Origin of the sequence: Haloechinothrix salitolerans (assembly GCF_042662605.1) — a bacterium.
GTDB classification, from domain to species: Bacteria; Actinomycetota; Actinomycetes; order Mycobacteriales; family Pseudonocardiaceae; genus Haloechinothrix_A; species Haloechinothrix_A salitolerans.
This window is the reverse complement of the sequence record NZ_JBHSXX010000001.1, coordinates 2,974,929-3,001,561: the sequence shown is the minus strand read 5'-3', so window position 1 is coordinate 3,001,561 and position 26,633 is coordinate 2,974,929. Positions and strand designations below refer to the sequence as shown.

Genomic DNA, 26,633 nt, shown 5'->3' with positions numbered 1-26,633 from the left:
TGCCTCCTCTCTGCCAGCGGTAAGGGGTGGTGTGAAGGGCTTCTTACTCACATCGACGCGAGTAAGAAGCCCTTCACACCACGGAACGACGGCGCTCAGCCGCAGGCGGCGGTAACCGCGCGGGAGGTGAGCACCTTCGCCAGGTGCTCCCGGTAGGCGGCATCGGCGTTGCCGTCCGCCACCGGCATGGTGCCCTCCACGGCGTGCTCGGCCGCGGCCTTGATCGCCTCCGGCGTGGCCTCCTGTCCGACCAGGGCGCGCTCGACCCCGGCGGCCCGCACCGGCACCGACGACATGTTCGTCAGCCCGACCCGCGCCTCCTGGATCGTGTGACCCTCGACCCGCACAGCGGCGGCGACGCCGACGATCGACCACGCCTGCGCCACCCGGTTGAACTTCTCGTAGTGCGCGTGCCACCCGGTGTACTTCGGCACCCGCACCTCGGTGAGCAGCTCACCCGGCCGCAACGCGGTGGTGAAGTAGTCCACGAAGAACTCGCCCGCGGGAATGACCCGCCTGCCGTCCATACCGTGCACCACCATCTCCGCGTCCAACGCGAGTGCGGTCGCACCGAGGTCACCAGCCGGGTCCGCGTGCGCCAACGAACCGCCGAACGTCCCGCGATGCCGCACCTGCGGATCGGCCACCGTCGACGTCGCCATGGCGATCAGCTTGGCGTGATCGGCGATCAACGGATCCCGCACGATGTCGTAGTGCGAGGTCATCGCGCCGATCACCAGCGCGTCGCCGTCCTCACGCACCCCGCGCAGCTCAGCCACCTTGCCGAGGTCGATCAGCTTCGTCGGCGCGGCCAGCCGCATCCGCAGCACCGGAATCAGGCTCTGCCCGCCCGCGAGCACCTTCGCCTCCTCACCGGCGTCGGCAAGCGCGCGGACGGCGTCGTCCACTGTGGTCGGAGCGACGTAGTCGAACTGGGCCGGGATCATCGTGCGCCTCCTTCGGCATCGAGCGAACCCATTCCGCCACCTGACTCGGCACCCGGCCCGGCGGCCGACTGGGCACCACCCTGAATCGCCTGCCACACCCGCATCGGCGTGCACGGCATCTCGACGTCGTTGACGCCCATGTGCCGGATGGCGTCGACGATCGCGTTGACCACCGCCGGCGTCGACGCGATGGTGCCCGCTTCGCCGACGCCCTTGACGCCGAGCGCGTTCGTGGTCGACGGCGTTTCGGTGCGGTCGGTGGTGAACGACGGCATATCCGCCGCCGACGGCACGAGGTAGTCGGCGAGCGTCCCGGTCATCAGCGTGCCGGACTCGTCGTAGACCGCCTCCTCGAACAACGCCTGCGCGATGCCCTGCACCAGGCCACCGTGCACCTGACCCTCCACGATCAGCGGGTTGACCACCTTGCCCACGTCGTCAACCGCCACGTACGACCGCAGCCGCACTTGCCCGGTCTCCGTGTCCACCTCGGCCGCACACAGGTGCGTGCCGTGCGGGAAGGAGAAGTTCTCGGGGTCGAACGTCGCGTCGGCGTCGATCGACGGCTCCACCCCGTCCGGCAGGTCGTGCGCCGCGAATACCGCCAGCGCGACATCGGCGATGCCGGTGGACGTGTCGGTGCCGCGCACGGTGAACTTGCCACCGGAGAACTCCAGGTCGTCCGGCGAACACTCCAGCATGTGCGCCGCGATCGGCTTGGCCTTCTCGATCACCTTGTCCGCCGCCGACAGCACCGCCATCGCGCCGACGGTCAGCGACCGCGAGCCGTAGGTGTCGAGTCCGCGCGGCGAGGACTGCGTGTCGCCGTGCAGCACCTCGACGTCCTCGAACGGCACGCCTAGCTTGTCCGCGACGATCTGGCTCCACGCCGTCTCGTGCCCCTGGCCGTGCGCCGAGGACCCGGTGATGACCTCGACCTTGCCGGTGGGCAGCATCCGGATCGCGCCGTACTCCCAGCCGCCTGCCCCGTAGGACAGCGACCCGAGCACCCGCGACGGCGCGAGTCCGCACATCTCGGTGAACGTCGAGATGCCGATGCCGAGCTGCACCGTGTCACCGCGTTGCCTGCGTTCGGCCTGTTCCCGACGCAGCCCGTCGTAGTCGAACAGCTCCTTGGCGCGCGCGGTGGCGGCCTCGTAGTTGCCCGAGTCATAGGTCAGCGTCGAGACCGTGGTGTACGGGAACTCCTCGTGCTTGATCCAGTTCTTCTCCCGCAGCTCAAGCGGGTCCATGCCCAGCTCGTTGGCGAGCTCGTCCATCATCCGCTCGATCGCGAACGTGGCCTCCGGCCTGCCAGCGCCCCGGTAGGCGTCGGTCGGCGTCTTCGTGGTGAACACGTTCGTGCAGGCGAAGTGGTACGCCGGGATCTTGTAGATCGCGTTGTACATGAACGCCCCCAGGATCGGCACACCCGGCGTGACCAGGCGCAGGTACGCGCCCATGTCCGCCAGCAGTTCCACCTTCAGCCCGGTGACCGTGCCGTCCCGTTGGGCCGCGATGGTCATCTTCTGCAGCTGGTCGCGGCCGTGGTGGGCCGAGGCCAGCGACTCCGAGCGCGTCTCGGTGTACTTCACCGGCCTGCCCAGCTCTCGCGCCAGCAGGAAGGTGATGACCTCCTCAGGCGTGACCTGAAGCTTGCCGCCGAACCCGCCGCCGACGTCCGGCGCGATGACCCGCACCTTGTGCTCCGGCACGCCAAGCGTCATCGCCAGCATCAGCCGCAGGATGTGCGGCACCTGCGTGGCCGACCACATGGTGACCTGCTCGCCCGTCGGGTCAACGACGATGGACCGGGGTTCCATGAACGCCGGGATTAGCCGCTGCTGCCGGAACGTGCGCTCGACGACGACCTCGGCGCTGCCGATGGCCTCGTCCACGGCCCCGCCAGTGCCCGCCTCGGCCGAGTCGAAGATCCACGTGGCGCTCTTGTTCGTGCCGAGGTCCGGGTGCACCAGGTCGGCGTCGTCCGCGATCGCTTCTTCCAGGTCGAGCACGACGGGCAGTTCGTCGTAGTCGACGTCGATGCCTTCCAGCGCGTCGGCCGCCTCCGCCGCCGAGCGCGCGACGACCGCCGCGACCACCTCACCGGCGAAGTTGACCTGGTTGACCGCCATCGACGGCGCGTCCGGCGACTTCATGTCCTCGGTGATCGGCCACGCGCACGGCAGGCTGCCCTGCGAGTCCGCGAGGTCGGCGCCGGTGACCACCGCGAGCACGCCGGGCATCTGCCGTGCCTCGGACGTATCGATGTTGGTGATCCGTGCGTGCGCCATCGGACTGCGCAGCATCGCCATATGCAGCATGCCGGGCAGGTTCATGTTGTCGGTCCAGCGAGTGCGCCCGGTGATCAGCCTGGCGTCCTCCTTGCGTAGCCGCCCCTTGCCTACTTCCTGGCCTGGTTCCGCCGCGGTGGTCATGAGCGACGCACCCCCGCCTGCGTGCCCATCTCCGCGTCGCTGAACCGCTCGGCCTCGGGGCCCGCGCCGGGACGCATCTCGTGCGCCGCGTCGCGTACCGCGCGGACGATGTTCTGGTAGCCGGTGCAGCGGCACAGGTTGCCCTCGATGCCCTCGCGCACGGCCTGCTCATCGGGGTCGGAGTTCTCCGCGAGCAGGTCGATCGACTGCATGATCATGCCGGGCGTGCAGAACCCGCATTGCAACGCGTGGTTGTCGTGGAATGCTCGCTGGACAGGGTGCAACTGACCGTCCCTGGCCAGCCCCTCGATGGTCGTTACCTCACACCCGTCGGCCTGCACGGCCAGTACCGAGCAAGACTTCACGCTGTGTCCGTCGAGGTGGACGGTGCAGGCACCACAGTTACTGGTGTCGCAGCCAACCACCGTGCCGACCTTGCCGAGCCGCTCGCGCAGATACTGCACGAGCAGCATTCTCGGCTCCACTTCGTCTGAGTACGTCGTTCCATCAACGGTGACGGTGATGCGCATGGGGCCTCCAGCGTTCAATGGCAGCACCCGGCGGGTCTTCACGGCTCGTCGGGAACTCCGATCATGATGTGATCGGACTCACGTTCGAGGGTGCCGCGTGTGTGCCAGCGATACAAGAGGACCCGGTCAACAGGTTGAGCTAGCCACCCTCCCGGTGGATAGGTCCGCGCTCGTCGGACAGTCGTTTACCGCTGCCACCCCAGTGCAATGAGATCATTTCGGCCGCGATCGAGACCGCTGTCTCTTCTGGGGTACGTGCTCCCAGATCCAGTCCGATGGGCGACGCGAGCCCAGCGAGCTCGGTGTCTGTCATACCCGCTTCGCGCAGCCTGCGTAGCCGATCCTCGTGGGTACGGCGCGACCCCATCGCACCGACGTAACCGAGCTTGGACCGCAGCGCCACCTCCAGCACCGGGACATCGAACTTCGGGTCGTGCGTCAGCACCGCGATCGCCGTCCGCTCATCGACCCGACCCGCCGCCACCTCGGCGGACAGGTACCGGTGCGGCCAGTCGACGATCACCTCGTTGGCCTCGGGGAACCGGCTGGTGGTGGCGAACACCGGGCGCGCGTCGCACACCGTGACGCGGTAGCCGAGGAACGCCGCCATCCGCGTCATCGCGTGCGCGAAGTCGATCGCGCCGAACACCAGCATCCTCGGTGGCGGCTCGAAGGAGTTGACGAACACCGACATGCCCTCGCCGCGCCGCTGTCCGTCCGGGCCGTAGTAGAGGGTCCCGGTGCGTCCGCTAGCGAGCAGACCACGCGCGTCGTCGGTGACGGCGTCATCAATCCGGGACGACCCGAGAGTGCCGGACGCCCTGTCGTGCCAGATCAGCAGCCGCTTGCCGACCAGTTCGGACTCGGGGTGCTCGACGACCGTCGCGATGGCGACCGGATGCTCCGCACGCACCGACTCGACGACATCGCCCAACTCGGGGAAGCTCTCGCGGGAGATCCGCTCCACGAAGACGTCCAGGATGCCGCCGCAGGTCAGCCCGACGGCGAACGCGTCGTCGTCGGACACGCCGTAGCGCTGCGACACCGGGACGCCGTCGGCCAGCACCTGCTGGCCCAGCTCATACACGGCGCCCTCGACGCAGCCGCCCGACACGCTGCCGACCACGGTGTCGTCCTCGGCGACCAGCATCGCCGCACCAGCAGGCCTCGGTGCGGAGGAGAAGGTGGCGACGACGGTGCCGACCGCGACCGCCTCACCCGCCTCCCATCGGGCATACAGCTCGTCAAGTACGTCGTGCATCACGCATCGCCCCTAACAGTTCCTCGAGTGTCGCCAGACTATGACCCGCTAGCAGCCGGTCGACGTGCGGTAGCGCGGCGGCGATCCCGGACTGGATCGGCGCGTAGCCATCGCGACCCGCGTGCGGGTTCACCCACAGCACCGCGTGCGCGAGCCTGCGCAACCGTGCGACCTGTTCGCCGAGTAGTGCCGGGTCGCCGCGCTCCCACCCGTCGGAGAACAACACCACGATCGCCGATCGAGCCAGGCCGCGCTGTCCCCACCGGTCCAGGAACACCCGCAATGTCTCGCCGAGCCGGGTGCCACCGGCGTAATCGGGCACCGCGTTCGCCGCGGCGGGTAACGCCCGCGCGGGGTCACGTTGCCGCAGCTGGCGCGACACCCGAGTGAGACGCGTACCGAGGGTGAACGCCTCCACCATGCCCGGCGTGCGGCGCGCGACCGCGTGCGCGAACCGGAGCAACGCGTCGGAGTACGGCTCCATCGAGCCGGAGACGTCGATCAGCAGCACCACGCGTCGCGGCCGGTGACTCCGGCTGCGACGCTCCAACCGCACCGGCTCCCCTCCGGTGCCGAACATCGCCCTGAACGTTCGGCGCTGATCCAGCGCGCCTCGCCGGGACGGCCTGCGCCGTAGCGACCGTCGGGTCGGCGGCGCGGGCCGTAGCAGCGCGAACAGTTCGGCGAGGTGTTCCCGCTCGGTCTGGTCGAGCCCGGACATGTCGCGGTTGCGCAATACCTCGGAGTCGCTGGCCCCGATCTGCCGCAGCACGCTCGTGTCGTCATCGTCGTCCGTGTCCGAGCCAGACGTCTCCGGCGTGAGCGTGGCGAACCGTGGCGTGCTGCGCCGGACGGCGCCCTGTGCCTGCCGCTCGCCGTGGAACCACCGCGCGAACACCGCGTCGTAACCCGCGATCTCGTCCGGCTCACGGCACAGCGTGACCCTGCCCGCCCAGTACAGCTGGTCCCGATCAGCGACGTCGACCTCGCTCACCGCGGTCAAGAAGGCCGCCGTGCGGTCGGTGCCGATGTCGAGCCCGGCGTCCGCGAGGGCGTGAGTGAATCCGACGAGACCTGGTAGCGCCATCGCCTCACCCCGCGAGCAAGGAGGTCAACCCGGCCGCGCGGATGCGGTCGGCGTCCTCGCGGTACTTCGCCACCGCGCCCAACGTCAGCTCCGCGTTGGCCGCGTCCAGCTCCACGCTGTTCAGCGCCCGCAACGCGCTCGCCCAGTCCAGCGACTCCGCCACCCCAGGCGGCTTCAGCAGATCCAGCTCGCGCAGCCGGTGCACGGCGCTGGCGACCTGGGTGGCCAGCTTTTCCGACAGCCCCGGCAGCCGCCTGCGCAGAATGGCCACCTCACGCGCGACGTCCGGATGGACCAGCCAGTGGTACAGGCAGCGTCGCTTGAGTGCGTCGTGCACCTCCCGGGTGCGGTTCGACGTCAACAGCACGATCGGCGGTGTGCTGGCTCTGATCTCGCCGAACTCCGGGATGCTCACGGCGTTCTCGTCGAGCAGTTGCAGCAGGAACGCCTCGAACTCGTCGTCCGCGCGGTCGATCTCATCCACCAGGAGCACACACGGCGACTCGGTGAGCGCCCGCAGCAAGGGCCTGGCCAGCAGGAACCGCCGAGTGTAGAGGGAGCGCTCCGCTATGTCGGGATCGACGGGGCCGTCGGCGGTCGCCTCGAGCGCGCGCAGGTGCAGCAGCTGGCGCGGGTAGTCCCACTCGTAGAGCGCCTGCTCGGCATCGATGCCCTCGTGGCACTGCAACCGGATCAGCGACAGTCCCAGTGCTTCGGCCAGCGCGCTCGCCAGCGACGTCTTACCGGTGCCCGGCTCGCCCTCACACAACAGTGGCCGCCGCATCCGCATCGCCAGGAAAGCCGCTGTCGCCACGCCGTCGTCAGCGAGGTACCCGGTGTTTTCCAACGCCTCGGCCAGCTCGCCGGGCGAAGCGGGCTCCGTTGTCATATCCGTCACATCTTCGAGGTTAACCCCGACGCCCGGTATCCGTACCCGCTCAGCCGGGTAGGGCGCACCCCAACCTTGGCACTGCCGCCCGCACGGCGAGTGTGAGTCGTTGTGGTCGCGCTGACGACCACTTTGACTCACCTTCGCCGCGCCAGGAGCCCACCGCGCCTGATGCAGTACCCCCGGTTTGTCCATTTACATCGTTTGTGGTGCGGATCACACTGATCTCACGCCTGGTGGGCAGGCCAGGAAAGGGAGGTAACCCGTGTTCGACATCAGCGCACCCATTCTGACCACGTTCATCGTCTACCTCGTCGTCATGATCGCGATCGGGGTCTGGGTCTACAACCGCACCAACACGCTGTCGGACTTCGCGCTCGGCGGGCGCAGCCTCAACTCCCCGACGGCCGCGCTGTCCGCACAGGCCAGCGACATGTCGGGGTGGCTGCTGCTCGGCCTTCCCGGCGCGGTATACGCGGCGGGCATCGGCGCGACGTGGATCGCGATCGGGCTGGCGATCGGCACCTACCTGAACTGGCTGTTCGTCGCACCACGACTGCGTTCCTACACCGAGCGCGCGGGGAACGCGATCAGCCTGTCCGCCTACCTTGATAACCGCTTCGAAGACCGCACCCGATTACTGCGCTCGATCTCCGCGTTGGTGATCGTGGTGTTCTTCACTGTCTACGTCGCCAGCGGGCTCGTCGCGGGCGGGGTGCTGTTCGAAGAGGTGTTCGGCGTCAACGCGAACCTGGCGATCACGGTCGCCGTCGTCGTCATCGTCGTCTACGCCTTCCTCGGCGGTTTCCTCGCGGTGAGCTTCACCGACGCGGTGCAGGGCACCCTGATGTTCCTGGCGCTGCTGGTACTGCCGCTGATCGGCGTTGGCATGCTCGGCGGGTTCGGCGCGATGAACGACTCGCTGAACCAGCAATCCCCAGCGCTGCTGGACATGGGTCGCGAGGCCAGCTTCACCGACGGCGCGTGGGGCGGCGGAGAGTCGCTTGGTTTCATCGCGGTGGTGTCGCTGCTGGCGTGGGGGCTTGGCTATTTCGGGCAGCCGCACATCCTGGCGCGGTTCATGGGCATCCGCAGCACGCGCGACATCCCCGCCGCGCGGCGCATCGGCGTCGGTTGGGTGATCGTGACGCTGGCGGGCGCGTCGCTGGTCGGCCTTGTCGGGATCGGGCTGCTGGATCAGCCGTTGGACAACCCGGAGACGGTATTCATCGCGCTGGCCCAGGAACTGCTGAACCCGTGGCTGGCGGGCATCCTGCTCGCCGCGGTGCTCGCCGCGATCATGTCCACAGCGGACAGCCAGCTACTCGTCTCGTCCACCGCGCTGACTGAGGACTTCTACCGCGCGTTCCTCAACCGGGACGCCACCGAACGCACCCTGGTGTGGGTCGGCCGCGGCACCGTCATCCTGGTGGCGATCGTGGCCTACGTGATCGCGCTCGGCGGTGGTGGCGTGCTGGACATCGTCGCCTACGCCTGGGCCGGGTTCGGGTCCGCGTTCGGGCCGGTCATCCTGCTGTCGCTGTTCTGGCCGCGCATGACATGGGCCGGGGCGCTGGCTGGCATCGTCGGCGGCGCCGCCACGGTGCTGATCTGGCGGCAGGTCGACGTCCTCGCCAACACCGGCTGGTACGAGATGGTGCCCGGCTGGATCGTCGCGACGGCGGCGGCGCTGCTGTTCGGGCGGTTCGTCGGACGTCCACCGGAGCGTGAGTGGGTCGGCGCGCACGGCGACGCACCGGAGCCGGTCGCGAGCGAGCGGAGCTGACGCCGCGGCTACACCGGGATGACGGTCGGCACGATCATCGGACGACGACGGTAGGTCTGCGCGACCCACCGGCCCACCACCCGTCGGACGGCCTGCGCGACCCGGTGCGTGTCGGTGATGCCCTCCGACTCGGTGCGGGACAGCTCCATCTCGATCAGCGGCACCACGCCGTCCAGCGCCTTCGGGTCGTCCGAGAACCCCCTGCCGGACACCGACGGCGGCGATATCGCGCGCCCGGTGTGCTGGTCGATGGCCACCGTGATCGCGATGAACCCGCCCTCGCCGAGGATGAGCCGGTCAGACAGCGTCGACTCCCCGACATCCCCGACGGACAAGCCGTCGACGTAGACGTGGCCGACCTCGACCCGGCCGGTGCGGGTGGCCTTGCCGTCCACAAGGTCAACGACGACGCCGTCCTCCGCGATAACGACGCTGGACGGGTCGACACCGGTGCTGACGGCGATCTCGGCGTTGGCGCGCAGGTGCTTCCACTCGCCGTGCACCGGCATGACATTGCTCGGCCGCACCGCGTTGTAGAGGAACAGCAGCTCGCCCGCGGAGGCGTGCCCGGACACGTGGACCTTCGCGTTGGCCTGGTACACGACGTTCGCCCCGAGCCGCACCAGCCCGTTGACGACACCGAACACGGCGGTCTCGTTGCCGGGGATCATCGAGCTGGCCAGCACCACCGTGTCGCCCGGGCGCAGGGTGATGTTTCGGTGCTCACCACGCGCCATCCGAGACAGTGCCGAGAGCGGTTCGCCCTGCGAGCCGGTGGAGATGAACACCACCTTCGTCTCCGGTAGGTTCGCCGCCTCGTCCATGTCGATCAGCAAGCCCTCAGGCACGGAGAGGAATCCCAGCTCGGCGGCGATACCCATGTTGCGCACCATAGAGCGGCCCACGAACGCCACCCGACGTCCGTGCGCGGCGGCGGCATCGAGCACCTGCTGCACGCGGTGCACGTGGCTGGCGAAGCAGGCGACGATGACCCGCTGGGTCGCCTTCGCTAGCACGTCGTCCAGCACCGGCCCGATCTCGCGTTCCGGGGTGACGAAGCCGGGCACCTCGGCGTTGGTGGAGTCCACGCACAACAGGTCGACGCCCTCATCGCCCAGTCGCGAGAACCCGGCGAGGTCAGTGAGACGGCCGTCGAGCGGGAGCTGGTCCAGCTTGATGTCGCCGGTGTGCAGCACCAGGCCCGCCGGGGTGCGGATCGCGACCGCGAGCGCGTCAGGGATGGAGTGGTTGACGGCGAAGAACTCCAGGTCGAACCCGCCGACGGTGCGCCGCTCACCCTCCGCGACGTGCACCAGCGTCGGCCGCAGCTTGTGCTCTGTGCACTTCGCCGACAGCAGTGCCAGCGTCAGCCGTGAGCCGTAGACCGGCAAGTCCGGCCGCAGCCGCAACAGGAACGGCACCGCGCCGATGTGGTCCTCGTGGCCGTGGGTGAGCACCAGCGCCTCGACGTCGTCCAGCCGGTCCTCGATGGCATGGAAGTCCGGCAGGATCAGGTCGACGCCGGGCTGCTCGTCCTCCGGGAACAGCACGCCGCAGTCCACGATCAGCAGCCGACCGTCGAACTCGAAGACGGTCATGTTCCTGCCGATCTCGCCGATACCACCGAGCGCGACGACGCGCATGCCGCCCTCGGGCAGGGCGGGCGGCGCCCCCGTAGGGCCAGGTCCGTCCGCGATCACTCGTGCAACGTCCCCACGCTCGTGTGGGTGGTCGGCGTGACATACGCGGCGGCCGAGTCGGTGTGCGCGACGCGGGAACCGTGCCAGTCGGTGCTTTGCGACTCCAGCGGCACGCCGGCTTGGGTGAGGTCAGCGGCGATCGCGTCGACCTGGTCGTCGGTCGCCGGAACGATCGGCAGCCTCGGGTCACCCACGTCGAGCCCGCGTAGCCGCAGCGCGGTCTTGACGAACACCACCCCGCCAACGCGAGAGAACGCCCGCAGCACCGGAAGCATCCCCCGGTGGTTGGTGCGGGCGGTGGAGGTGTCGCCGTCCTCGTAAGCGTCGATCATCCCCCGGATACGACCCGCGACGATGTTGCCGATGACGCTGACGCAGCCGGTCGCGCCCACCGACAGCCACGGCAGGTTCAGCGCGTCGTCGCCGGAGTAGTACGCCAAGTCGGTGTTCGCGATGACCTCGCTGCCGGAAAGCAGGTCGCCCTTGGCGTCCTTGACGGCGAGGATCTGCGGGTGCTCAGCCAGGCGGCGCAGCGTGTCCACCTCGATCGGCACGACCGAGCGCGGCGGGATGTCGTACAGCATCACCGGCAGCTCCGTCGCGCCAGCCACGGCGGTGAAGTGCGCGTACAGACCGGCCTGCGTTGGCCGGGAGTAGTACGGCGTGACGACGAGGATGCCGTGCGCGCCTGCCTTCTCGGCGTTGCGAGCCTGCTCAAGGCTGTGCGCGGTGTCGTATGTGCCCGCGCCCGCGACCACGGTGGCCCTGCTGCCGACCGCCTCCATGACGGCGCGGACCAGGTCGGTCTTCTCCTTGTCCGTGGTGGTGGGGCTCTCGCCGGTGGTGCCGTTGACGACCAGACCGTCGTTGCCGAGGTCGATCAGATGCTCCGCCAGCTCCTGCGCGCGATCCAGATCGATCGCGCCGTCCGACGTGAACGGAGTAACCATCGCGGAAAGTACACGCCCGAACGGCCGCCCTGGAGCGGCGGTCGGGCCGGCTGAGATCGTGGGCATGCCTTGACGGTACCCCGTGAGTCCAGCGGATACCGCGCCGACCTCTGAGGCGTTTTTGACGCGTGTTCAGCCGGTATGCACCTCGTGACCGGACAGCCGCAACGCGTCCACCGCGCGGGCGAGGTCGGCCTGCTTGACCAGCAGATGATCAGTGTCGAACGTCGACAGCGTGAACAGCGGGACCCCCGCCGAAGCCAACTCACTCGACAGCGCCGCGATGATGCCGGTAAGCGTGAACTCCAGTGGACCTCGCACCGTGAGCAGCCGCCAGCCACTCTCCACCCGCGCACCGTCCGGCAGCGGGGCACCCGTAAGGCAGATCACCGAGATCTCGTCGCGGCTGCGAGTGATGGAGACCAACGCGTCGTCGTCCACGTCGAAAAGCCCGGCCGGGACGGGCTCGGTGGCGTCGAGACGTCCGACCGAGTACTCCCCCGGCCGGACGTCGATCGCGAGCCGCTTCATCAGCCTTCGGAGACCAGCGGACTGGTGGCGACCTCAGTGCCATCCGGCAGCGTGGAGATCGTGAAGTCGGCGAAGACGTTCTCCGCTGCCTTTTGCAGCTGCCGCAGGCACTCCACGGCCAGCGCACGGATTTCGACGTCGGCGTGCTCGGTGGCGCGCATGGCGATGAAGTGCCGCCACGCGCGGTAGTTCCCGGTGACGACGATGCGCGTCTCGGTGGCGTTCGGCAAGATCGACCGCGCCGCCTGCCTCGCCTGCTTGCGCTGCAACGTCTTGCTCGGTGCGTTCGCGAACTTCTCCTGCAGACCCGCGAGCAGCTCGTTGTAGGCGTCCTGACTGGCCTGGGCCGCCGCGAGGAACTTCTCGTGCAACTCGGGGTCGCTCGCGATGACGTCCGGCTCGACGAACGCCGCGTCGCGCTCCGGAACGTAGCGCTGCGACAGCTGCGAGTAGGAGAAGTGCCGGTGGCGGATCAGCTCGTGAGTCAGCGAACGGGAGATGCCGGTGATGTAGAACGTGGCCGAGCCGTGCTCCAGCACCGACATGTGGCCCACCGAGATGATGTGCTCCAGGTACCCCGCGTTCGTCGCCGTCTTCGGGTTGGGCTTGTTCCAGGACTGGTAGCACGCCCTGCCCGCGAACTCGGCTAGCGCCTGGCCACCCTCGGCGTCGGTAGACCACGGCACGTCCTCGGGCGGGAAGAACTCCGTCTTCGCGATCAATTGGACCTGGGGTGACACCGTCTCAGCCACTGCGGAAGCACCGAACCTTGTCTGTCTTGTCTCGACGATCTGTCGACGTCTGAACTGCTATCGACCGCAGCCTATCCCGTGGCGCCGACAGTTCGGAGCACCCAGGGCGTGGTGGGTGACACGGCTTGCGGGACACCGGGCACGGGAACGCGATGCTTCCGTATGGTGGTTGCGCGGTGTCAGTTGTGACGTCATAGTGATATCATGGACTTGACGCCGTACCTCGCAGCGTTGCGGGAAGACCTCACCACGACGGCATCGGCCGGGGATGAACAGACGCGGCGGGTCGCCGCGACGCTCTCGGCCGCGCTGGAACCGGCCGTGCGGCTGACCCTGATGAACGCGCTGTCCGACCTCGCGGCCGAGATCACCGCACACCTGGACGACCAGGTCGTCGAGGTGCGCCTGGACGGCAAGGACGTTCGAGTTGTGGTCAGCGGCTCCGCCACCGACCAGGGCAAGCGGGACGATCCGGATGCCGACGCACCACCACCTCCCCGTGCGGAGGGTGACATCAGCCGGATGACGCTGCGGCTGTTCGAGGAGATCAAGGGCAAAGCCGAGCAGGCGGCGGCCGAGCAGGGAGTCTCACTGAACACCTTCGTGCAGCAGGCGGTGCAGGGTGCGCTGCACCGCAAAGGCGGCTGGTCACCAGGCAAGTCCGGCGGTCACGGCGAGCGGCGCGGCAAGCCGGACTCCGGCGGCGGCAGGCTGCACGGCTGGGTAACGGGGTGAGCGCGATGACCGAATCAAACGAACCGAACGACGCGGGCCAGGAGCAGCCGGAAGGCACGGGCGCTGAGCACCCAGACAGCGCGGGGGCGGAGCAACCAGACAGCGCGGGGGCGGAGCACCCGGAACTCGTCCGCACCCAGGAGTTTCCCACCGACGGTCCGGTGGAGCTGGATCTCAGCATGACGACGGGCCGGATCGACGTCTTGCTAACTGACACCACGAGTGACACCACAGCGGTCGAGCTGCGCCACGACACCGCGAGCGGGTCGCCATGGACGCAAGGCATCGCGAGCACGCTGAGCTGGCTGTCCGAGCAGTTCCGCGATCAGCTCGGACCGGAGCTGGCTGGGTCCGCCAGTGACGCCATCGAGCAGACCAGGATCGACATGCTTGGCGGCAGGCTCGTGGTGCGCGCTCCGAAGCAACTGCCGCTGCGGCACATTCCGCTCGCGCTGACCATCCGCGCACCGGCGGGATCGCAGCTGGAGATCAAGACGGGGTCGGCCCGGGTAGCCGTCACGGGCACGGCGGGCCGCGCGACACTGCACACATCGTCCGGCGACATCGCGCTGGAGCGGGCCACGAGCGCGGTGACCATACGCACCGGAAGTGGTGGCGTGTCGCTCGGTCCGACGGCGAGCGGGCTGCACATCCGCACCGGCGGGGGCGACGTCAGGGCCGCCGACACACGTGGCTCCGCGACGATCGTCACCGGTACCGGATCGGTGTACGTAGCAGCCACGGAGGGCGAACTGGTGGTGCGCAGTGGTAGCGGCGACGTCACCGTGGCCAACGCGGGCGCGGGCAGCGTCAACGTCCGCACCGGGTCGGGAGCGGTCCGAGTGGGTGTGCGGTCCGGCGTGCACGCCGAGGTCGATGTGACGTCTGGGTCCGGCACGGTGTCCAGCGAACTCGACGTCGCCGACGCGCCACCCGAGGAGGACGTCCCGCTGCACATCCGGGCAAGTACCGGCTCCGGCAACGCCGTCATCGCCAGCGCGGTGGCGTAACCCCTACGCCACCGCCGCGAGCGACGCCGCCAGGTCGCCGCGGTCGCCCACAACCACGCCGGACAGTCCGAGCCACCGCGCCATCAGCCGCAGCTCCCCGGCCAGCTCGACAGACACCCGGCCGTGGTCGACGCCGGGCTCGCCGAACGCGCCTCGCACCCGCAGCACGCCCGCGTCGCGATCGGCCTTGAGATCCACCCGCGCCACCAGCTCGCCGTCGAGCAGGAACGGGAAGACGTAGTAGCCGTACTTGCGCTGCGGCTCAGGGACGTAGATCTCGATGCGGTAGTGGAAGTCGAACAGCCGCTCGGTGCGGTCCCGCTCCCAGATCAGCGGGTCGAACGGACACAGCAGCGCCCGCCCCTCAACGCGACGCGGTGCCCGAGCGTCGACGTGCCGGTACGCGACGTCGCGCCAGCCGCGCACCCGCACCGGCTCCAGCGTGCCCGCCTCGACCAGCTCGTCGACCGCACGTTTGCTGTCGGTGGGCCGAAGCCGGTAGTAGTCACGCAGGTCCGGCTCGGTTGCGATACCCAACGACGCGGCCGAGCGCGCCAACAGCTCCCGCACGGCGTCGGCGCGGTCCGGCTCGGGCGCGGCGAGGACGTCCGGCGGTAGCACCCGTTCGGGCAGGTCGTAGCGACGTTCGAAGCCCTGCCGCGTGCCAGTGGTCAGTTCCCCGGCCGCGAACAGCCACTCGCAGACCCGCTTGACGTCGGTGCGGTTCCACCAGCCGCCCGCACGTCGTGGTCCCACACCGAGGCCCAACTCGCGCTCCAACCCACCCGCCCCGATCGGACCGAGGTCTTTGACGGCGGCGAGGACGTCGTCGGCCAGATGGGGCACCGTGTTCGCCACCGAGTCGGCGCGCTCCAGGTAACGGCGCTGGTAGTCGGCCATCCGGTGCCGCAGCAACGGCCAGTCCGTCACCGGTAGCAGACACGCGGCGTGTGCCCAGTACTCCACCAATAGGCGTGGCTTGCGCGCGCTGTGCGTCCATGCCGCGTCGTCCACCAGGCCCATCGGATAGTCACCGAGCCGCGCGAACAGTGGCGCGTAGTGCGCCCTCACGGCCACGTTGACTGAGTCCAGTTGCAGCACCCGCACCCGATTCAGTACCCGGTTGAGGTGCTGCCGAGTGGGTGTCGTCCCCGGTCGGGCATCCCCGAAACCTTGCGCCGCCACGGCGATCCGGCGCGCGACCGCCGGCGAGATCGTTCGCATGCGCGCATGGTGCCACGAGCCACCGACAACGCTGGGTATCGTGCCGCCATGGCCCGTCCCGACGTTCACCTCGCCCAGCCCGACGACGCCGCCGAGATCGCCCGCATCCAGCGGGAGACTTGGCGCACCGCCTACGGGGACATCGTGGGCGACGACGCCATCGCCGCGCTGGACGACCCGGGCACCCAGCAGCGCTGGGCCGAGGCGATCGAGCACCCGGACACCGACGTCTTCGTCGCGACCGAGGGCGGCGTCCCGGTCGGCTTCACGGTGTCCGGCCAGGCGCCGGAAGACGAACTCGCCGACGCGAACGGCGAACTGCCCGCCGACTCCGCTCATACCGGGCTCATCGCGACGCTGCTGGTCGAGCCACGTTGGGGCAGGCGCGGGCACGGCGGACGGTTGCTCGCCGCCGCGGCCCGCGCGCTGCGCTCGCGTGGTGCGCGGCGGGCGGTCACGTGGGTGTCGGAGTCCGACTCGGCGACGCTGGCGTTCTATCGCTCCGTTGGCTGGGACCCGGATGGCACCGTCCGCACCCTCGACACCGGAGGCACGCACATCCGCGAGATGCGCCTCGCGGGTGGCCTGGAGCTGTATCTCGAGTCCTGACCATCGTCACGATGACGGTTTCGTCAGAAACGCCCGAGAATCAACCGGGGGTATCCGTCCCATGACGCCAAGTCACCCTGTAGTGTGATGGGAGTCCCTTTCTAGGCTCCACCAGGGGGTGCGCGTGCTGACGACGCTGACGTGGCTGGGTTTCACGTTCGGCGTCGCGTTTGGTACAGCATTGCTGCCGGTGATCAGCATCGAGGTCTTCGTGATCGGCATGGCCTCCAGCCAGTCGACGTTGCACTGGTCGGTGCTCGGCGCGGTCGTGGCACTGGGCCAACTCACCGGCAAGGTGCCCTACTACCTCGCCGCCCGCGGTTCCATCAAACTGCCACCGTGGCTGCACCGGGCGCAGCACTACCGGCCGCCATCCGCCCGGCGGGAACGTTTCCGGTTGCGCACCAAGCGGATCAAGGCGTGGTTCGAAGCACTGCGGGAACGTTGCCACCGGCATCCACATTGGATGGTCGGCACCTACGGCTGTAGCGCGGTGCTCGGCATTCCACCGTTCATGGGTATGGCCGTGATCGCGGGCCTTGCGCGGATGCGGTTGTCGGTGTTCCTGGGTGTGGGCATGGTCGGGAGGTTCGCCCGGTTCGGCGCCCTAGCCGCCTCTCCCGCGCTGTTCGCGAGCTGGTTCCACTTCTGAGCGTCGTTCCGCCGTCTCGTACGCCACACTGGAAGGGCGCCGACGCGAGGGAGACGACGTGGAGCAGGTCAACGGTCTCGGTGGGGCCTTCCTGCGCGCGCGAGATCCCGCGCGGCTCCGCCACTGGTACGCCGACCAGCTTGGCGCACGGGCCGTCGCGGAATTCGATGGTCTGACGCTGTTCGCGGCGACACCCGCCGAGCAAGGGCCCGCCAACACCTGGACATTGAGCTTCCTGGTGACCGACCTCGACGCGATGGTGGACCAGCTTCGCGCTGGCGGCGCCACCGTCGACGTCGACCCAGCCGAACGCCCGGAGGGGCGGTTCGCCCAGCTGCGCGACCCCGAGGACAACCTGATTCAGTTGGTCGAACCGCCATCAGTCCAGCGAATCCACTCGGCGGAACCCACGGCCGTGCGGGTCTTGGACGACGAGGAACCCACGACCACGGCGCGGCACACCGGATGGCGTCGCTGGGGACCGTGGCTACCGCTGCTGCTTGTCATGGTGCTCGCGGTGGTGTTCCTCGCGACGCGGGAAGACGACACCACCGCCCAGCCACCGCGACCGTCGCCAACACCGTCCCGTGGCACGACGTCCGCGACCGAAAGCGACGCGATCACGGTGCGCGACGTTGGCGAGCGGGTGTTCGGGGTGACCGCGGGCTGGGAGTTGCTCGCGCACGGTCCCGACAGCGTTGTCCGGATCGAGCTCGCCGAGGGCCGGATCACCATCACCGACATCCCACAGTTGCGGAGTTCGGGGCCGGCCTCGCTCATCGCGGGACCGGACTGGGTCATGGTGCGACCGTTGGACGACGTCCCCGGTTATCTCGTGCATGACGGCGAGCCAGCGCGGGAACTACAAGGCGAACTCGGCGTCGGCTACGTGTTTCCCGGACCGCGCTCGGGTGAGGTCTGGGTAGGACATGGGCACGCCGGCTCCGGCGACACAACGGTGTTGTGGCGCCGTGCGTTGTCAGGCAAGCGGGTCGGCACCCCGATCCGCCTCCCTCCGACGGTGTCCCCTCCGATCACCTCGGACGGCGCCGGGTACGTGCTGGCGTCGAGCGCCGGCGGCACCTACGTGGCGCGGCCGGACGGTCTACGCCGCGTGACCACCGGCCAGGTCGACGCCGTCGGCCCGAACCACCTGCTCGCCACCGAGTGCGACGAGCGAGCGAGGTGCGGCCACGTGGTCATCAACAGGGGCACCGGGAAACGTCGGCCGCTCGGCGGCACCGTCGACACCACCACCTGGCCACGCGGCACGATCGCACCGGACGGCTCCGTCGCGGCGGTGGTCCGAGACGACGTGGGCAACCGGCCAATCCTGTCGATCATCGATTTAGACACCGGGCAGGAACGCACGCTCGGGGTGTCCGTCCGGGGCGGGTTCGCGCAGTCCGGTGTGGAGTTCTCCCCCGACAGCGAGTGGCTGTTCGCGATCGCCACCAGCGGCGCCCTCGTCGCGATCGACACCGAGACGTTCCAGACCCGCTCGAACCCGTTCCGGCTACCGTCGCTGAGCCGACTCACCATCCGGCCCGCCAACTGAGCCTCGGCGCGGACCGCGTTCCTCCAAGGTGACGGCCGTGCGCATCGCGTCGCGCGCCCGTCGCCGGTCCCCCGCGAGGTCGTAGGCTTGCGCGATCCGATACCACCCGCGCCAGTCGTCAGGGTCGGCGTCCAGCTCGGTCTTGCGATCGGCGAACCACGCGTCGGCGGCGTCGCGGTCGACACGCCCGCTGGGCCTGCGTGGCAACTCAGAGGTGTCCGGCAACCCGCCCTCCTCGCTCAGTCGCGTCGCCAGCCGCTGTACCCGCAGCCCGAAACGCCACGTCGTCACCAGCACCCAGACGCCGAGCAGCGGCAACAACAGCACGCCCACGCCGAGCGCGACCGGGACCATCTCGCCGGTACGCAGCAGCTCCACCGCGCGCCCGGCGAGCAGCACCAGGTAGAGCACCACGAAGCCGGTGAGCACGATGGACGTCACGAGGGTCTTGCTTCTCATCCGCTACCTTCACTGGGTCTGGGTCACGACATCGCGAGCCTTCCCGACTAGACGGTCATCCGAGGTCAGAGGTCCAAGAACTGGTCCAGGCCGATGGTGAGTCCGGGATGGGTTCTGACCTGGCGCACGCCGAGCAGCACGCCCGGCATGAACGACGACCGGTGCAGCGAGTCGTGCCGGATCGTCAACGTCTCCCCTTGGCCACCGAACAGCACCTCCTGGTGCGCGACCAGGCCCGCAAGCCGCACAGAGTGCACCGGGACGTCGTCCACCCGCGCGCCACGTGCACCGTCCAGCTCGGACGTCGTGGCGTCCGGGGCCGCGCCGAGCCCAGCGTCCTTGCGGACGGCGCTGATCGCGCGGGCGGTGTGGGTCGCGGTGCCCGACGGCGCGTCCGCCTTACGGTTGTGGTGCAGCTCGATGACCTCGGCGGTCTCGTAGTAGCGGGCGGCCAGCTCGGCGAAGCGCATCATCAGCACGGCACCGAGGGCGAAGTTCGGCGCGAGCAGCACCCCGACGTCCGGCTTAGCGGCAAGCCACTCGCGCAAGGCCTGGTGCCGTTCCTCGGTGAAGCCACTCGTGCCGACGGCGACGTGGATGCCGTTCTCCACGCAGAACCGCAGGTTGTCCATGACCGCGTCCGGGTGGGTGAAGTCGACGACTACCTCCGCGCCCGCCTCGGTCAGCGCGGGCAGCGAATCGCCCGCATCCAGCTCGGCGACCAGCTCCATGTCGTCCGCGTCCGTCACCGCGGCACAGACCTCGGAGCCCATCCGTCCCTCGGCGCCAAGCACGCCCACTCGAATCACGCCATCACCTCGTGCACTTCGTCTGGCAGTTCGTCGACGCGAGAATACGGCCCGACCACCGCCACCGCCTGTATGTCACGCAACACCGTGGCCGCGATCTCCGCCACGTCGCCGACGGTAACCGCGTCGATACGCGCCACCGTGTCGTCCACGCTGTAGTAGCGGCCGTAGTTGAGCTCGTTCTTACCCAGCCGCACCATCCGGGACGCGGTGTCCTCCAGACCGAGCACCAGCCCGCCACGCAGCTGGCCCTTGGCGCGCACGATCTCCGCCTCGGTGAGCCCGTTGGCGACCACATCGGCCAGCGTCGTTCGCAACACCCCGGCGACCGCGCCGAGCCGTTCCGGCTGGCAGCCAGCGTAGATGGAGAACAGCCCGGTGTCGGCGAAGCATCCCGTCGCCGAGTACACCTGGTAGGCCAGCCCGCGTCGCTCGCGGATCTCCTGGAACAGTCGGGAACTCATGCCGCCACCGAGCGCGGCGTTGAGCACGCTCAACGCGAACCGGCGCTCGTCGTGCCGGTGCAGCGCGCGGGTACCGAGCAGCAGGTGTGCTTGTTCGGTCTCGTCGCCGCGTAGCACCAGCTCACTGGACGTCGACAGCCGCGCGACACCGGAACGCGGCGGAGCGGGATCGGTGGCCACAGCATCCGCCGCGACGGCGGGCGACTTCCGCACTCGGCGCACGACATCGTCGTGGTCGACGTTGCCCGCGACGGCAAGCACCATCTCCGGCGGCCGGTAGGACTCGCGGTAGAAGGTCCGGATCGCGGCAGGGGTGAGGTCCTGGATGGAGTCCTCGGTACCCAGCACCGGGCAGCCAAGCGGGTGCCCCGCGAAGATCGTTTCCTGGAAGACCTCGTGCAGCAGGTCCTCCGGATCGTCATCACGCATGGCGATCTCTTCCAGCACGACGCCGCGCTCGGTCTCGACGTCGGCGTCCGCGCACCTCGCCTCGAACACGACGTCGGTGACCAGATCGATGGCCAGCGGCAGGTCGGCGTCGAGCACCTGCGCGTAGAAGCAGGTGTATTCCTTCGAGGTGAAGGCGTTCAGCTCGCCGCCGACGGCGTCGATCTCCTCGGCGATCTGGGTCGCGGTGCGTTGCGCGGTGCCCTTGAACAGCAGGTGCTCGAGGTAATGCGCGGCACCGGCGACGGCGGGCTGCTCGTCACGGGTGCCGACGCCGACCCAGAGCCCGACGGTGGCCGAACGCATGCCGGGCACGAGCTCGGTGACCACCCGCAACCCGCCCGGCAACACACTGCGCCGGACACCGGTGTCGAGTTCGGTGCTCATCCGCTCCTCGGGTCGATGGGTGCGGTGAATAACGCCATCGCGGCGTCAGACGCGACGAATGACGCTTTCCCCGCACTGTACGCGGGGAAAGCGTCATTCACCGCTGGTCACTGGTCGGCGGGCTCGGCAGCCTCCGAAGGCTGCTCTGCCTGCTCCTCATCTTCCTGTACAGGCACCAAGCTGATCTTGCCGCGCTGGTCGATGTCGGCGATCTCGACGCGGAGCTTGTCGCCCACGTTGACGACGTCCTCCACCTTGCCGATGCGCTTGCCGTTGCCCAACTTCGAGATGTGGACAAGGCCGTCCTTGCCGGGCAGCAGCGAGACGAACGCGCCGAACGCGGCGGTCTTGACGACCGTGCCGAGGAACCGCTCTCCCACCTTCGGCAGCTGCGGGTTCGCGATCGAGTTGATCTTCTCGATCGCGGCCTCCGCCGAGGGACCGTCGGCGGCACCGACGTAGATGGTGCCGTCGTCCTCGATGGAGATGTCCGCGCCGGTCTCCTCGGTGATCGAGTTGATCATCTTGCCCTTCGGCCCGATGACCTCGCCGATCTTGTCGATCGGAATCTTCACGCTGGTCACGCGCGGCGCGTACGGGCTCATGTCGTCCGGCGACGGGATGGCCTCCTCGATGACGTCGAGGATCGTGAGCCGCGCGTCGCGTGCCTGGTTCAGCGCGGCACCGAGCACGTCGGACGGGATGCCGTCCAGCTTGGTGTCCAGCTGCAGCGCTGTGATGACGTCCTTGGTGCCAGCGACCTTGAAGTCCATGTCACCGAAGGCGTCCTCCGCACCGAGGATGTCGGTCAGCGCGACGTACTCGGTCTTGCCGTCCACCTCGTCGGAGACCAGACCCATGGCGATACCGGCGACCGGCGCCTTGAGCGGCACACCCGCGTTGAGCAGGCCCATCGTGGACGCGCACACCGATCCCATCGACGTCGAGCCATTGGAGCCAAGCGCCTCCGAGACCTGCCGGATCGCGTACGGGAACTCGTCGCGCTTCGGCAGCACCGGCACCAGCGCCCGCTCGGCGAGCATGCCGTGACCGATCTCGCGCCGCTTCGGCGTGCCGACACGGCCCGTCTCACCCGTGGAGAACGGCGGGAAGTTGTAGTGGTGCATGTAGCGCTTGGTGCTCTCCGGGGAGAGGGTGTCCAGCGACTGCTCGAGCCGGAGCATGTTCAGCGTGGTGATGCCAAGGATCTGGGTCTCGCCGCGCTCGAACAACGCCGAGCCGTGCGCCCTCGGCACCACACCGACCTCGGCGGCCAGCGAGCGGATGTCGGTGAGGCCACGGCCGTCGATGCGGACCTTGTCCCGCAGGATGCGCTGCCGGATGAGCTTCTTGGTCAGCGCTCGGAACGCCGCGCCGACCTCCTTGTCGCGACCCTCGAAGGCCTCGCCCTCGCCGACGCCGACCTTGGCGAGCACGGCGGCCTTGACCTCGTCGGTCGCGTTGTCGCGCTCCTGCTTGCCCGCGATGGCCAGCGCCTTGGTGAGATCCGCTGTCGCGATGTCGGCGACGGCGTCATATACGTCGTCGTGGTAGTCGAGGTAGACCGGGAACTCCCCGGTCGGCTTGGCGGCGGCGTCGGCCAGCGCCTGCTGCGCCTCGCACAGCACGCGCAGGAACGGCTTCGCCGCGTCGAGCCCTTCGGCGACGACCTGCTCGGTCGGGGCCGTGCCGCCCTGCTCCATCAGGTCGAGCGTGTTCTCGGTGGCCTCCGCCTCGACCATCATGATCGCGACGTCCTCGGGCTTCTCCCCGACGACCCGGCCAGCGACGACCATGTTGAACGTCGCCTTCTCCAGCTGCGACCACGTCGGGAACGCGACCCACTGGTCCTCGATCAGCGCCACGCGAGTAGCGGCGACCGGGCCGGAGAACGGCAGGCCACCGATCTGGGTGGACGCGGACGCGGCGTTGATGGCCAGCACGTCATACGGGTCTTCTGGGTGCAGGCTCTGCACCGTGATGACGATCTGGACCTCGTTGCGGAGCCCATTCGCGAACGACGGGCGCAGCGGCCGGTCGGTCAGCCGGCAGGTCAGCACGGCTTCGGTCGACGGTCGCCCTTCACGACGGAAGAACGAGCCGGGGATCTTACCGATGGAATACATCCGCTCCTCGACGTCGACCGTCAGCGGGAAGAAGTCGAGGTGCTCCCTCGGTTGCTTGGACGCGGTGGTCGCGGACAGCAGCATGGTCTCGTCGTCGAGGTAGGCGACGACGGAGCCGGCGGCGAGCTTCGCCAGCCTGCCCGTCTCGAACCGGACGGTGCGGGTGCCGAATCGGCCGTTGTCAATCACGGCCTCCGTCTCGTGTACGACGGTTTCTGTCATTTGGGGTCTTTCTCCTCGTCTGCGTTCACGGTCAACCCACCTCGGGGCTTCCCGGTCGGACCGCGCGAGGCACCCCACCTCCCTAGATGGAGAACGCCTAAGTGACGAGACCGGTCATCGATCGAAGTCCTCGGGACTTTGGCCCGGGAACCACTACCGAGGACCGGCGTCCTCAAGCGCCTCGCACGTGTCCTTGGTTCTCTTGTACTGAAGGGGAGCACCCGCGCGGGTGCTCCCCTTCAGTGTCTCATCGACGGAGACCGAGTCGCTGGATCAACGACCGGTACCGTGTGACGTCAACCTTCTTGACGTAGTCAAGCAGTCGGCGGCGACGGCCGACCAGCAGCAACAGACCACGACGCGAGTGGTGGTCGTGCTTGTGCTCCTTCAGGTGCTCGGTCAGACCAATGATGCGCTTGGTCAGCAGAGCGACCTGGGCTTCAGGGGAACCCGTGTCCGTATCGTGCAAGCCGTACTCGGACAGGATGTCCTTCTTTTCCTGGGTGGACAGCGCCACTCGTCATCTCCTTGTGTTCGGTGCCGTGTCATCTGGAGCGTCAGTCCCGGCCGCCACGGACCGCAGCCGGACTCGGTGACTCAGCGTATCAGGGCACGCCGCGCGCACGGCGGCTGGCCAGGGCTTTCCCCAGCCACGCAGGGCCACGCCGCGGTTCGCGACTGATCGCCCGCTCCACATCGCGCCACGGCCTCGTTCGGCGCGGTTCGCGGGCTTGTCCCAGCGAGGGTCCGCAAGACAAGCACGGACCGCGTAGATCCCACGAACCGGTGACTGAGCCAGCGATGTCGCGCTGATCCGGAAATGCTGTGCGACGAACACCGTCAGAAACAGCGAGGTAGCCGCATCATGACGACATCACAGTTCCCCCACTCGACCGGCATTCCCCCGGTCAGCACCGGTCCCCTCGTCCGCAGACTGGTGGAGATCGGCTTGACCCTGGCCCGGCGAGTGGCCGTGCTCGTGGTGCTGACGGTCCGCTCCGTGCTCAGCGGGCGGCGTGCCCGCACCGACACTTGGCTACTGGACACCATCACGGCACTCGGACCGGCGTTCATCAAGGTCGCGCAGATGCTGAGCACCCGTGCCGACCTACTGCCCCCGCGCCACTGCCGGACTTTGGCCGCGCTGCACGACACGGTGCTGCCGATCCCGGCGCGCGAGCTCGCGCCCGTGCTGGAGCGAGCCCTCGGCCCCGAGACGACCCGAGCGCTGGTCGTCACAGCTGAGCACGGCGGCACGCCGGTGGCGTCCGGCAGCATCGCCTGCGTCTACCGAACGACGTTGCCCGACGGGCGCGACGTCGCGGTCAAGGTGCGCCGCCCCGGCATCGAGACGACGTTGCGCATCGACCTGACGATCATGCGCCGACTCGGCGGAATGGCGAAGTACCTCCCCGGGCTGCGCGGCGTGCCGATCGCCGAGATCATGACGCAGCTCGGCGACGCCGTCTACGCGCAGCTCGACTTCGACGCTGAACGCCGCAACCTCGCGTCGCTGCAGGCCAATCTGGTCGAGTACAAGACGGTGCTGGTACCCGAGGTGTACGACGAGCTGTGCACCGAAGACGTCCTGGTCATGGAGTTCCTGCCGGACCTGCGGCGCCGCACACCCGACGAGCTGTCCGAGGAGGACCGTACCGAGGCCGTGCTCGCCGCGCTACACGCCGTCTACCAGATGCTGTTCCACGACGGCCTCGTCCACTGCGACCTACACCCCGGCAACCTCTACCTCGGGCCGGGCGCACGGGCGGTGATCGTCGACGCGGGGTTCACCGTCCGGCTGACACAGGACGCGCAGGACAAGTTCAGCAGCTTCTTCTACTACATGAGCGTCGGCAAGGGCGAGAAGTGCGCCGAGGTCGTGTTGTCGACGGCCACCGCCCGGGCGGGCACCGACGAGGACGGCTTCCGGCGAGAGATCGTCGAACTGATCGACACCCACACCGGCGTCGCGGCGGCCGAGTTCGACCTTATCCACTTCGCGACGTCACTGTTCGACATCCAGCGGCGCTACAATCTCTACGCCGACCCGCAGTTCGTCTTCCCGATCCTGTCGCTGCTCGTGCTGGAGGGCGCGATGCGCGACTTCGCCCCAGACATCGACTTCCAGGACGAAGCCATTCCCTTCCTCGCGGGCGCGATGATCTCCCGCACCCTCCAGCTCCACCGTCAACGCGCCTGACGTCGCGCCGGATGCGATGGGGCACAGCCTGAGCGCCGTGTCCCCCGCTCACGACGTCGTGTCCCACGTCCCACGGGTCCCGGCCCGGCAGAAGGACGGACAACACTGGGCCCTGCCCGCGATCGCGGGCAGGGCCCAGTGAGGCTCGGACAGCCGGAGTTAGCCGACCGTCCAGTTGAAGGTCGGCAGAACCGCGAGTGGCTTCGAACCGACGACTTGGCCGTTCGATCCCATCGCGTACAGACCGACGTCGCCCTTGGATTTGTAGGGCATGTCCTTCGGCGGGAACTCGAACTGCGGTTCCGCGTTACCCATGATGACCGGCGCATCCGGCAAGGTGCGAAGCAACACCGGCTCACCGCCGGCCCCGCAGTGCTCCAATTCCACTGAAATCGGCAGCACCATCGTCTGGGTGTAACCACCAGATGCCGGATCGAATTCGAGCAGACTCTCCGCGCTCACTTCGATCTCATCCGCCATCTTGATGGTGATGGTGCCGAATGGAGTGTCGTTCGCCGAGACTTCGTGTTGTTCGACGACGAGCCCCCACTTGTTCGGGTTGGGGCCGCCCTTCACACGAACACCCACATTGCCCTTACCAGAGAAGGGGAATGAGCCTTCTGAGGTAAACAAGCTGATGGCGTCTCCGAAACACGGACACGTCACGCGCATGCCGTCGAATCCACCACCGCCCGGAGGTGCGGGCGGCGTCGGAATCTGGGCCGATGCCTTTCCTACGAATCCGCTACCCGCGGCCATGGCCGCGGCCGCGGCGGCGGAATAACCGGCACGCTTCAGGAATTGCCGCCGGTCGCCGTCTAGCGGCCGACGAGATTCATCGTTGCGATCAGACATTTTTC

At 68.7% G+C, this 26,633-nt stretch carries 24 protein-coding genes; 7 read left to right on the top strand and 17 right to left on the bottom strand.

Annotated features, from left to right (window positions below):
* Positions 1-95: 95 nt before the first annotated feature.
* From ACFQGD_RS14235 to ACFQGD_RS14210, 6 genes are all read right to left on the bottom strand, one after another.
* Entirely contained in the window at positions 96-947 is an 852-nt protein-coding gene (locus tag ACFQGD_RS14235; protein WP_345398293.1) for an FAD binding domain-containing protein, read from the bottom strand.
* Positions 944-3,385 carry a xanthine dehydrogenase family protein molybdopterin-binding subunit gene (locus tag ACFQGD_RS14230; RefSeq protein ID WP_345398290.1) on the bottom strand — a complete coding sequence of 814 codons (2,442 nt, stop codon included), beginning with the start codon at positions 3,383-3,385 and terminating at the stop codon, positions 944-946. Before ACFQGD_RS14230 ends, ACFQGD_RS14235 begins: the two co-directional genes overlap by 4 nt.
* Complete coding sequence (locus ACFQGD_RS14225; protein ID WP_345398287.1) at positions 3,382-3,915, bottom strand: (2Fe-2S)-binding protein; 534 nt, start codon at positions 3,913-3,915, stop codon at positions 3,382-3,384. The genes ACFQGD_RS14230 and ACFQGD_RS14225 overlap by 4 nt, the downstream gene beginning before the upstream one ends.
* Positions 3,916-4,054: 139 nt before the next feature.
* Positions 4,055-5,176 (bottom strand): XdhC family protein, encoded by a 1,122-nt coding sequence (locus ACFQGD_RS14220; protein ID WP_345398284.1) that lies wholly within the window; start codon positions 5,174-5,176, stop codon positions 4,055-4,057.
* The gene (locus tag ACFQGD_RS14215; protein ID WP_345398281.1) at positions 5,160-6,263 is read right to left on the bottom strand and encodes a vWA domain-containing protein; all 1,104 of its coding nucleotides are present in this window, start codon (positions 6,261-6,263) and stop codon (positions 5,160-5,162) included. The genes ACFQGD_RS14220 and ACFQGD_RS14215 overlap by 17 nt, the downstream gene beginning before the upstream one ends.
* Before the next feature lie 4 nt (positions 6,264-6,267).
* Entirely contained in the window at positions 6,268-7,152 is an 885-nt protein-coding gene (locus tag ACFQGD_RS14210; RefSeq protein WP_345398784.1) for an AAA family ATPase, read from the bottom strand.
* A 265-nt stretch (positions 7,153-7,417) separates the two neighbouring features.
* Here ACFQGD_RS14210 and putP point away from each other — a divergent pair, with 265 nt between their 5' ends.
* On the top strand, positions 7,418-8,938 hold the full coding sequence (putP, locus tag ACFQGD_RS14205) for a sodium/proline symporter PutP (RefSeq protein ID WP_345398279.1): 1,521 nt from the start codon (positions 7,418-7,420) through the stop codon (positions 8,936-8,938).
* An 8-nt stretch (positions 8,939-8,946) separates the two neighbouring features.
* Here the strand turns inward: putP and ACFQGD_RS14200 are convergent, their stop codons facing one another.
* The 4 genes from ACFQGD_RS14200 to thyX all read right to left on the bottom strand — a co-directional run bounded on the left by ACFQGD_RS14200 (position 8,947) and on the right by thyX (position 12,871).
* Positions 8,947-10,581 carry a ribonuclease J gene (locus ACFQGD_RS14200; RefSeq protein ID WP_345398781.1) on the bottom strand — a complete coding sequence of 545 codons (1,635 nt, stop codon included), beginning with the start codon at positions 10,579-10,581 and terminating at the stop codon, positions 8,947-8,949.
* Positions 10,582-10,634: 53 nt separating this feature from the next.
* Complete coding sequence (gene dapA, locus ACFQGD_RS14195) at positions 10,635-11,654, bottom strand: 4-hydroxy-tetrahydrodipicolinate synthase (RefSeq protein ID WP_345398276.1); 1,020 nt, start codon at positions 11,652-11,654, stop codon at positions 10,635-10,637.
* Between the two features lie 66 nt (positions 11,655-11,720).
* A complete protein-coding gene (locus tag ACFQGD_RS14190) occupies positions 11,721-12,119 on the bottom strand; it encodes an ACT domain-containing protein (RefSeq protein WP_345398273.1) in 399 nt (132 codons plus the stop codon).
* Positions 12,119-12,871 (bottom strand): FAD-dependent thymidylate synthase, encoded by a 753-nt coding sequence (gene thyX / locus ACFQGD_RS14185; protein WP_345398270.1) that lies wholly within the window; start codon positions 12,869-12,871, stop codon positions 12,119-12,121. The genes ACFQGD_RS14190 and thyX overlap by 1 nt, the downstream gene beginning before the upstream one ends.
* 204 nt (positions 12,872-13,075) lie before the next feature.
* Between thyX and ACFQGD_RS14180 the strand changes: the two genes are divergently transcribed.
* Together ACFQGD_RS14180 and ACFQGD_RS14175 are read left to right on the top strand one after the other, a co-directional pair.
* Entirely contained in the window at positions 13,076-13,606 is a 531-nt protein-coding gene (locus tag ACFQGD_RS14180; RefSeq protein WP_345398267.1) for a toxin-antitoxin system HicB family antitoxin, read from the top strand.
* 5 nt (positions 13,607-13,611) lie between these two features.
* A complete protein-coding gene (locus ACFQGD_RS14175; RefSeq protein ID WP_345398264.1) occupies positions 13,612-14,616 on the top strand; it encodes a DUF4097 family beta strand repeat-containing protein in 1,005 nt (334 codons plus the stop codon).
* Positions 14,617-14,619: 3 nt separating this feature from the next.
* Here the strand turns inward: ACFQGD_RS14175 and ACFQGD_RS14170 are convergent, their stop codons facing one another.
* Entirely contained in the window at positions 14,620-15,840 is a 1,221-nt protein-coding gene (locus ACFQGD_RS14170; RefSeq protein ID WP_345398261.1) for a winged helix-turn-helix domain-containing protein, read from the bottom strand.
* A gap of 48 nt (positions 15,841-15,888) precedes the next feature.
* Between ACFQGD_RS14170 and ACFQGD_RS14165 the strand changes: the two genes are divergently transcribed.
* The 3 genes from ACFQGD_RS14165 (at position 15,889) to ACFQGD_RS14155 (ending at position 18,659) form a co-directional block, all read left to right on the top strand.
* Positions 15,889-16,449 (top strand): GNAT family N-acetyltransferase, encoded by a 561-nt coding sequence (locus tag ACFQGD_RS14165; RefSeq protein ID WP_345398258.1) that lies wholly within the window; start codon positions 15,889-15,891, stop codon positions 16,447-16,449.
* A gap of 136 nt (positions 16,450-16,585) precedes the next feature.
* A complete protein-coding gene (locus ACFQGD_RS14160; protein WP_345398778.1) occupies positions 16,586-17,101 on the top strand; it encodes a hypothetical protein in 516 nt (171 codons plus the stop codon).
* 58 nt (positions 17,102-17,159) lie between these two features.
* Positions 17,160-18,659: a VOC family protein gene (locus ACFQGD_RS14155; protein WP_345398255.1), complete on the top strand. Its 1,500-nt coding sequence runs from the start codon at positions 17,160-17,162 to the stop codon at positions 18,657-18,659.
* On the opposite strand, the gene ACFQGD_RS14150 is transcribed toward ACFQGD_RS14155, so the two are convergent.
* The 5 genes from ACFQGD_RS14150 to rpsO form a co-directional block, all read right to left on the bottom strand.
* Positions 18,618-19,118, bottom strand: coding sequence for a hypothetical protein (locus tag ACFQGD_RS14150; protein WP_345398252.1), 501 nt, complete (start codon positions 19,116-19,118; stop codon positions 18,618-18,620). The genes ACFQGD_RS14155 and ACFQGD_RS14150 overlap by 42 nt on opposite strands.
* A 65-nt stretch (positions 19,119-19,183) precedes the next feature.
* On the bottom strand, positions 19,184-19,927 hold the full coding sequence (dapB, locus tag ACFQGD_RS14145) for a 4-hydroxy-tetrahydrodipicolinate reductase (RefSeq protein WP_345398249.1): 744 nt from the start codon (positions 19,925-19,927) through the stop codon (positions 19,184-19,186).
* A complete protein-coding gene (locus ACFQGD_RS14140) occupies positions 19,924-21,225 on the bottom strand; it encodes a M16 family metallopeptidase (protein WP_345398246.1) in 1,302 nt (433 codons plus the stop codon). The genes dapB and ACFQGD_RS14140 overlap by 4 nt, the downstream gene beginning before the upstream one ends.
* Positions 21,226-21,332: 107 nt before the next feature.
* Positions 21,333-23,573, bottom strand: coding sequence for a polyribonucleotide nucleotidyltransferase (locus ACFQGD_RS14135; protein ID WP_345398243.1), 2,241 nt, complete (start codon positions 23,571-23,573; stop codon positions 21,333-21,335).
* Between the two features lie 247 nt (positions 23,574-23,820).
* Positions 23,821-24,090, bottom strand: coding sequence for a 30S ribosomal protein S15 (gene rpsO / locus ACFQGD_RS14130; protein ID WP_345398240.1), 270 nt, complete (start codon positions 24,088-24,090; stop codon positions 23,821-23,823).
* A gap of 348 nt (positions 24,091-24,438) precedes the next feature.
* Here rpsO and ACFQGD_RS14125 point away from each other — a divergent pair, with 348 nt between their 5' ends.
* A complete protein-coding gene (locus tag ACFQGD_RS14125; RefSeq protein WP_345398237.1) occupies positions 24,439-25,773 on the top strand; it encodes an ABC1 kinase family protein in 1,335 nt (444 codons plus the stop codon).
* 159 nt (positions 25,774-25,932) lie between these two features.
* Here ACFQGD_RS14125 and ACFQGD_RS14120 read toward each other — a convergent pair whose 3' ends face one another.
* A complete protein-coding gene (locus tag ACFQGD_RS14120; RefSeq protein WP_345398234.1) occupies positions 25,933-26,628 on the bottom strand; it encodes a twin-arginine translocation signal domain-containing protein in 696 nt (231 codons plus the stop codon).
* Positions 26,629-26,633: the final 5 nt, after the last annotated feature.

What these genes read in the sequence shown, in the direction of transcription:
- ACFQGD_RS14235 (WP_345398293.1), bottom strand. Translation starts at nt 947, where the DNA reads ATGATCCCGGCCCAGTTCGACTACGTCGCTCCGACCACAGTGGACGAC.
- ACFQGD_RS14230 (WP_345398290.1), bottom strand. Translation starts at nt 3,385, where the DNA reads ATGACCACCGCGGCGGAACCAGGCCAGGAAGTAGGCAAGGGGCGGCTA.
- ACFQGD_RS14225 (WP_345398287.1), bottom strand. Translation starts at nt 3,915, where the DNA reads ATGCGCATCACCGTCACCGTTGATGGAACGACGTACTCAGACGAAGTG.
- ACFQGD_RS14220 (WP_345398284.1), bottom strand. Translation starts at nt 5,176, where the DNA reads ATGCACGACGTACTTGACGAGCTGTATGCCCGATGGGAGGCGGGTGAG.
- ACFQGD_RS14215 (WP_345398281.1), bottom strand. Translation starts at nt 6,263, where the DNA reads ATGGCGCTACCAGGTCTCGTCGGATTCACTCACGCCCTCGCGGACGCC.
- ACFQGD_RS14210 (WP_345398784.1), bottom strand. Translation starts at nt 7,152, where the DNA reads ATGACAACGGAGCCCGCTTCGCCCGGCGAGCTGGCCGAGGCGTTGGAA.
- ACFQGD_RS14200 (WP_345398781.1), bottom strand. Translation starts at nt 10,581, where the DNA reads ATGCGCGTCGTCGCGCTCGGTGGTATCGGCGAGATCGGCAGGAACATG.
- dapA (WP_345398276.1), bottom strand. Translation starts at nt 11,654, where the DNA reads ATGCCCACGATCTCAGCCGGCCCGACCGCCGCTCCAGGGCGGCCGTTC.
- ACFQGD_RS14190 (WP_345398273.1), bottom strand. Translation starts at nt 12,119, where the DNA reads ATGAAGCGGCTCGCGATCGACGTCCGGCCGGGGGAGTACTCGGTCGGA.
- ACFQGD_RS14180 (WP_345398267.1), top strand. Translation starts at nt 13,076, where the DNA reads ATGGACTTGACGCCGTACCTCGCAGCGTTGCGGGAAGACCTCACCACG.
- ACFQGD_RS14175 (WP_345398264.1), top strand. Translation starts at nt 13,612, where the DNA reads ATGACCGAATCAAACGAACCGAACGACGCGGGCCAGGAGCAGCCGGAA.
- ACFQGD_RS14170 (WP_345398261.1), bottom strand. Translation starts at nt 15,840, where the DNA reads ATGCGAACGATCTCGCCGGCGGTCGCGCGCCGGATCGCCGTGGCGGCG.
- ACFQGD_RS14165 (WP_345398258.1), top strand. Translation starts at nt 15,889, where the DNA reads ATGGCCCGTCCCGACGTTCACCTCGCCCAGCCCGACGACGCCGCCGAG.
- ACFQGD_RS14150 (WP_345398252.1), bottom strand. Translation starts at nt 19,118, where the DNA reads ATGAGAAGCAAGACCCTCGTGACGTCCATCGTGCTCACCGGCTTCGTG.
- ACFQGD_RS14140 (WP_345398246.1), bottom strand. Translation starts at nt 21,225, where the DNA reads ATGAGCACCGAACTCGACACCGGTGTCCGGCGCAGTGTGTTGCCGGGC.
- ACFQGD_RS14135 (WP_345398243.1), bottom strand. Translation starts at nt 23,573, where the DNA reads ATGACAGAAACCGTCGTACACGAGACGGAGGCCGTGATTGACAACGGC.
- ACFQGD_RS14125 (WP_345398237.1), top strand. Translation starts at nt 24,439, where the DNA reads ATGACGACATCACAGTTCCCCCACTCGACCGGCATTCCCCCGGTCAGC.
- ACFQGD_RS14120 (WP_345398234.1), bottom strand. Translation starts at nt 26,628, where the DNA reads ATGTCTGATCGCAACGATGAATCTCGTCGGCCGCTAGACGGCGACCGG.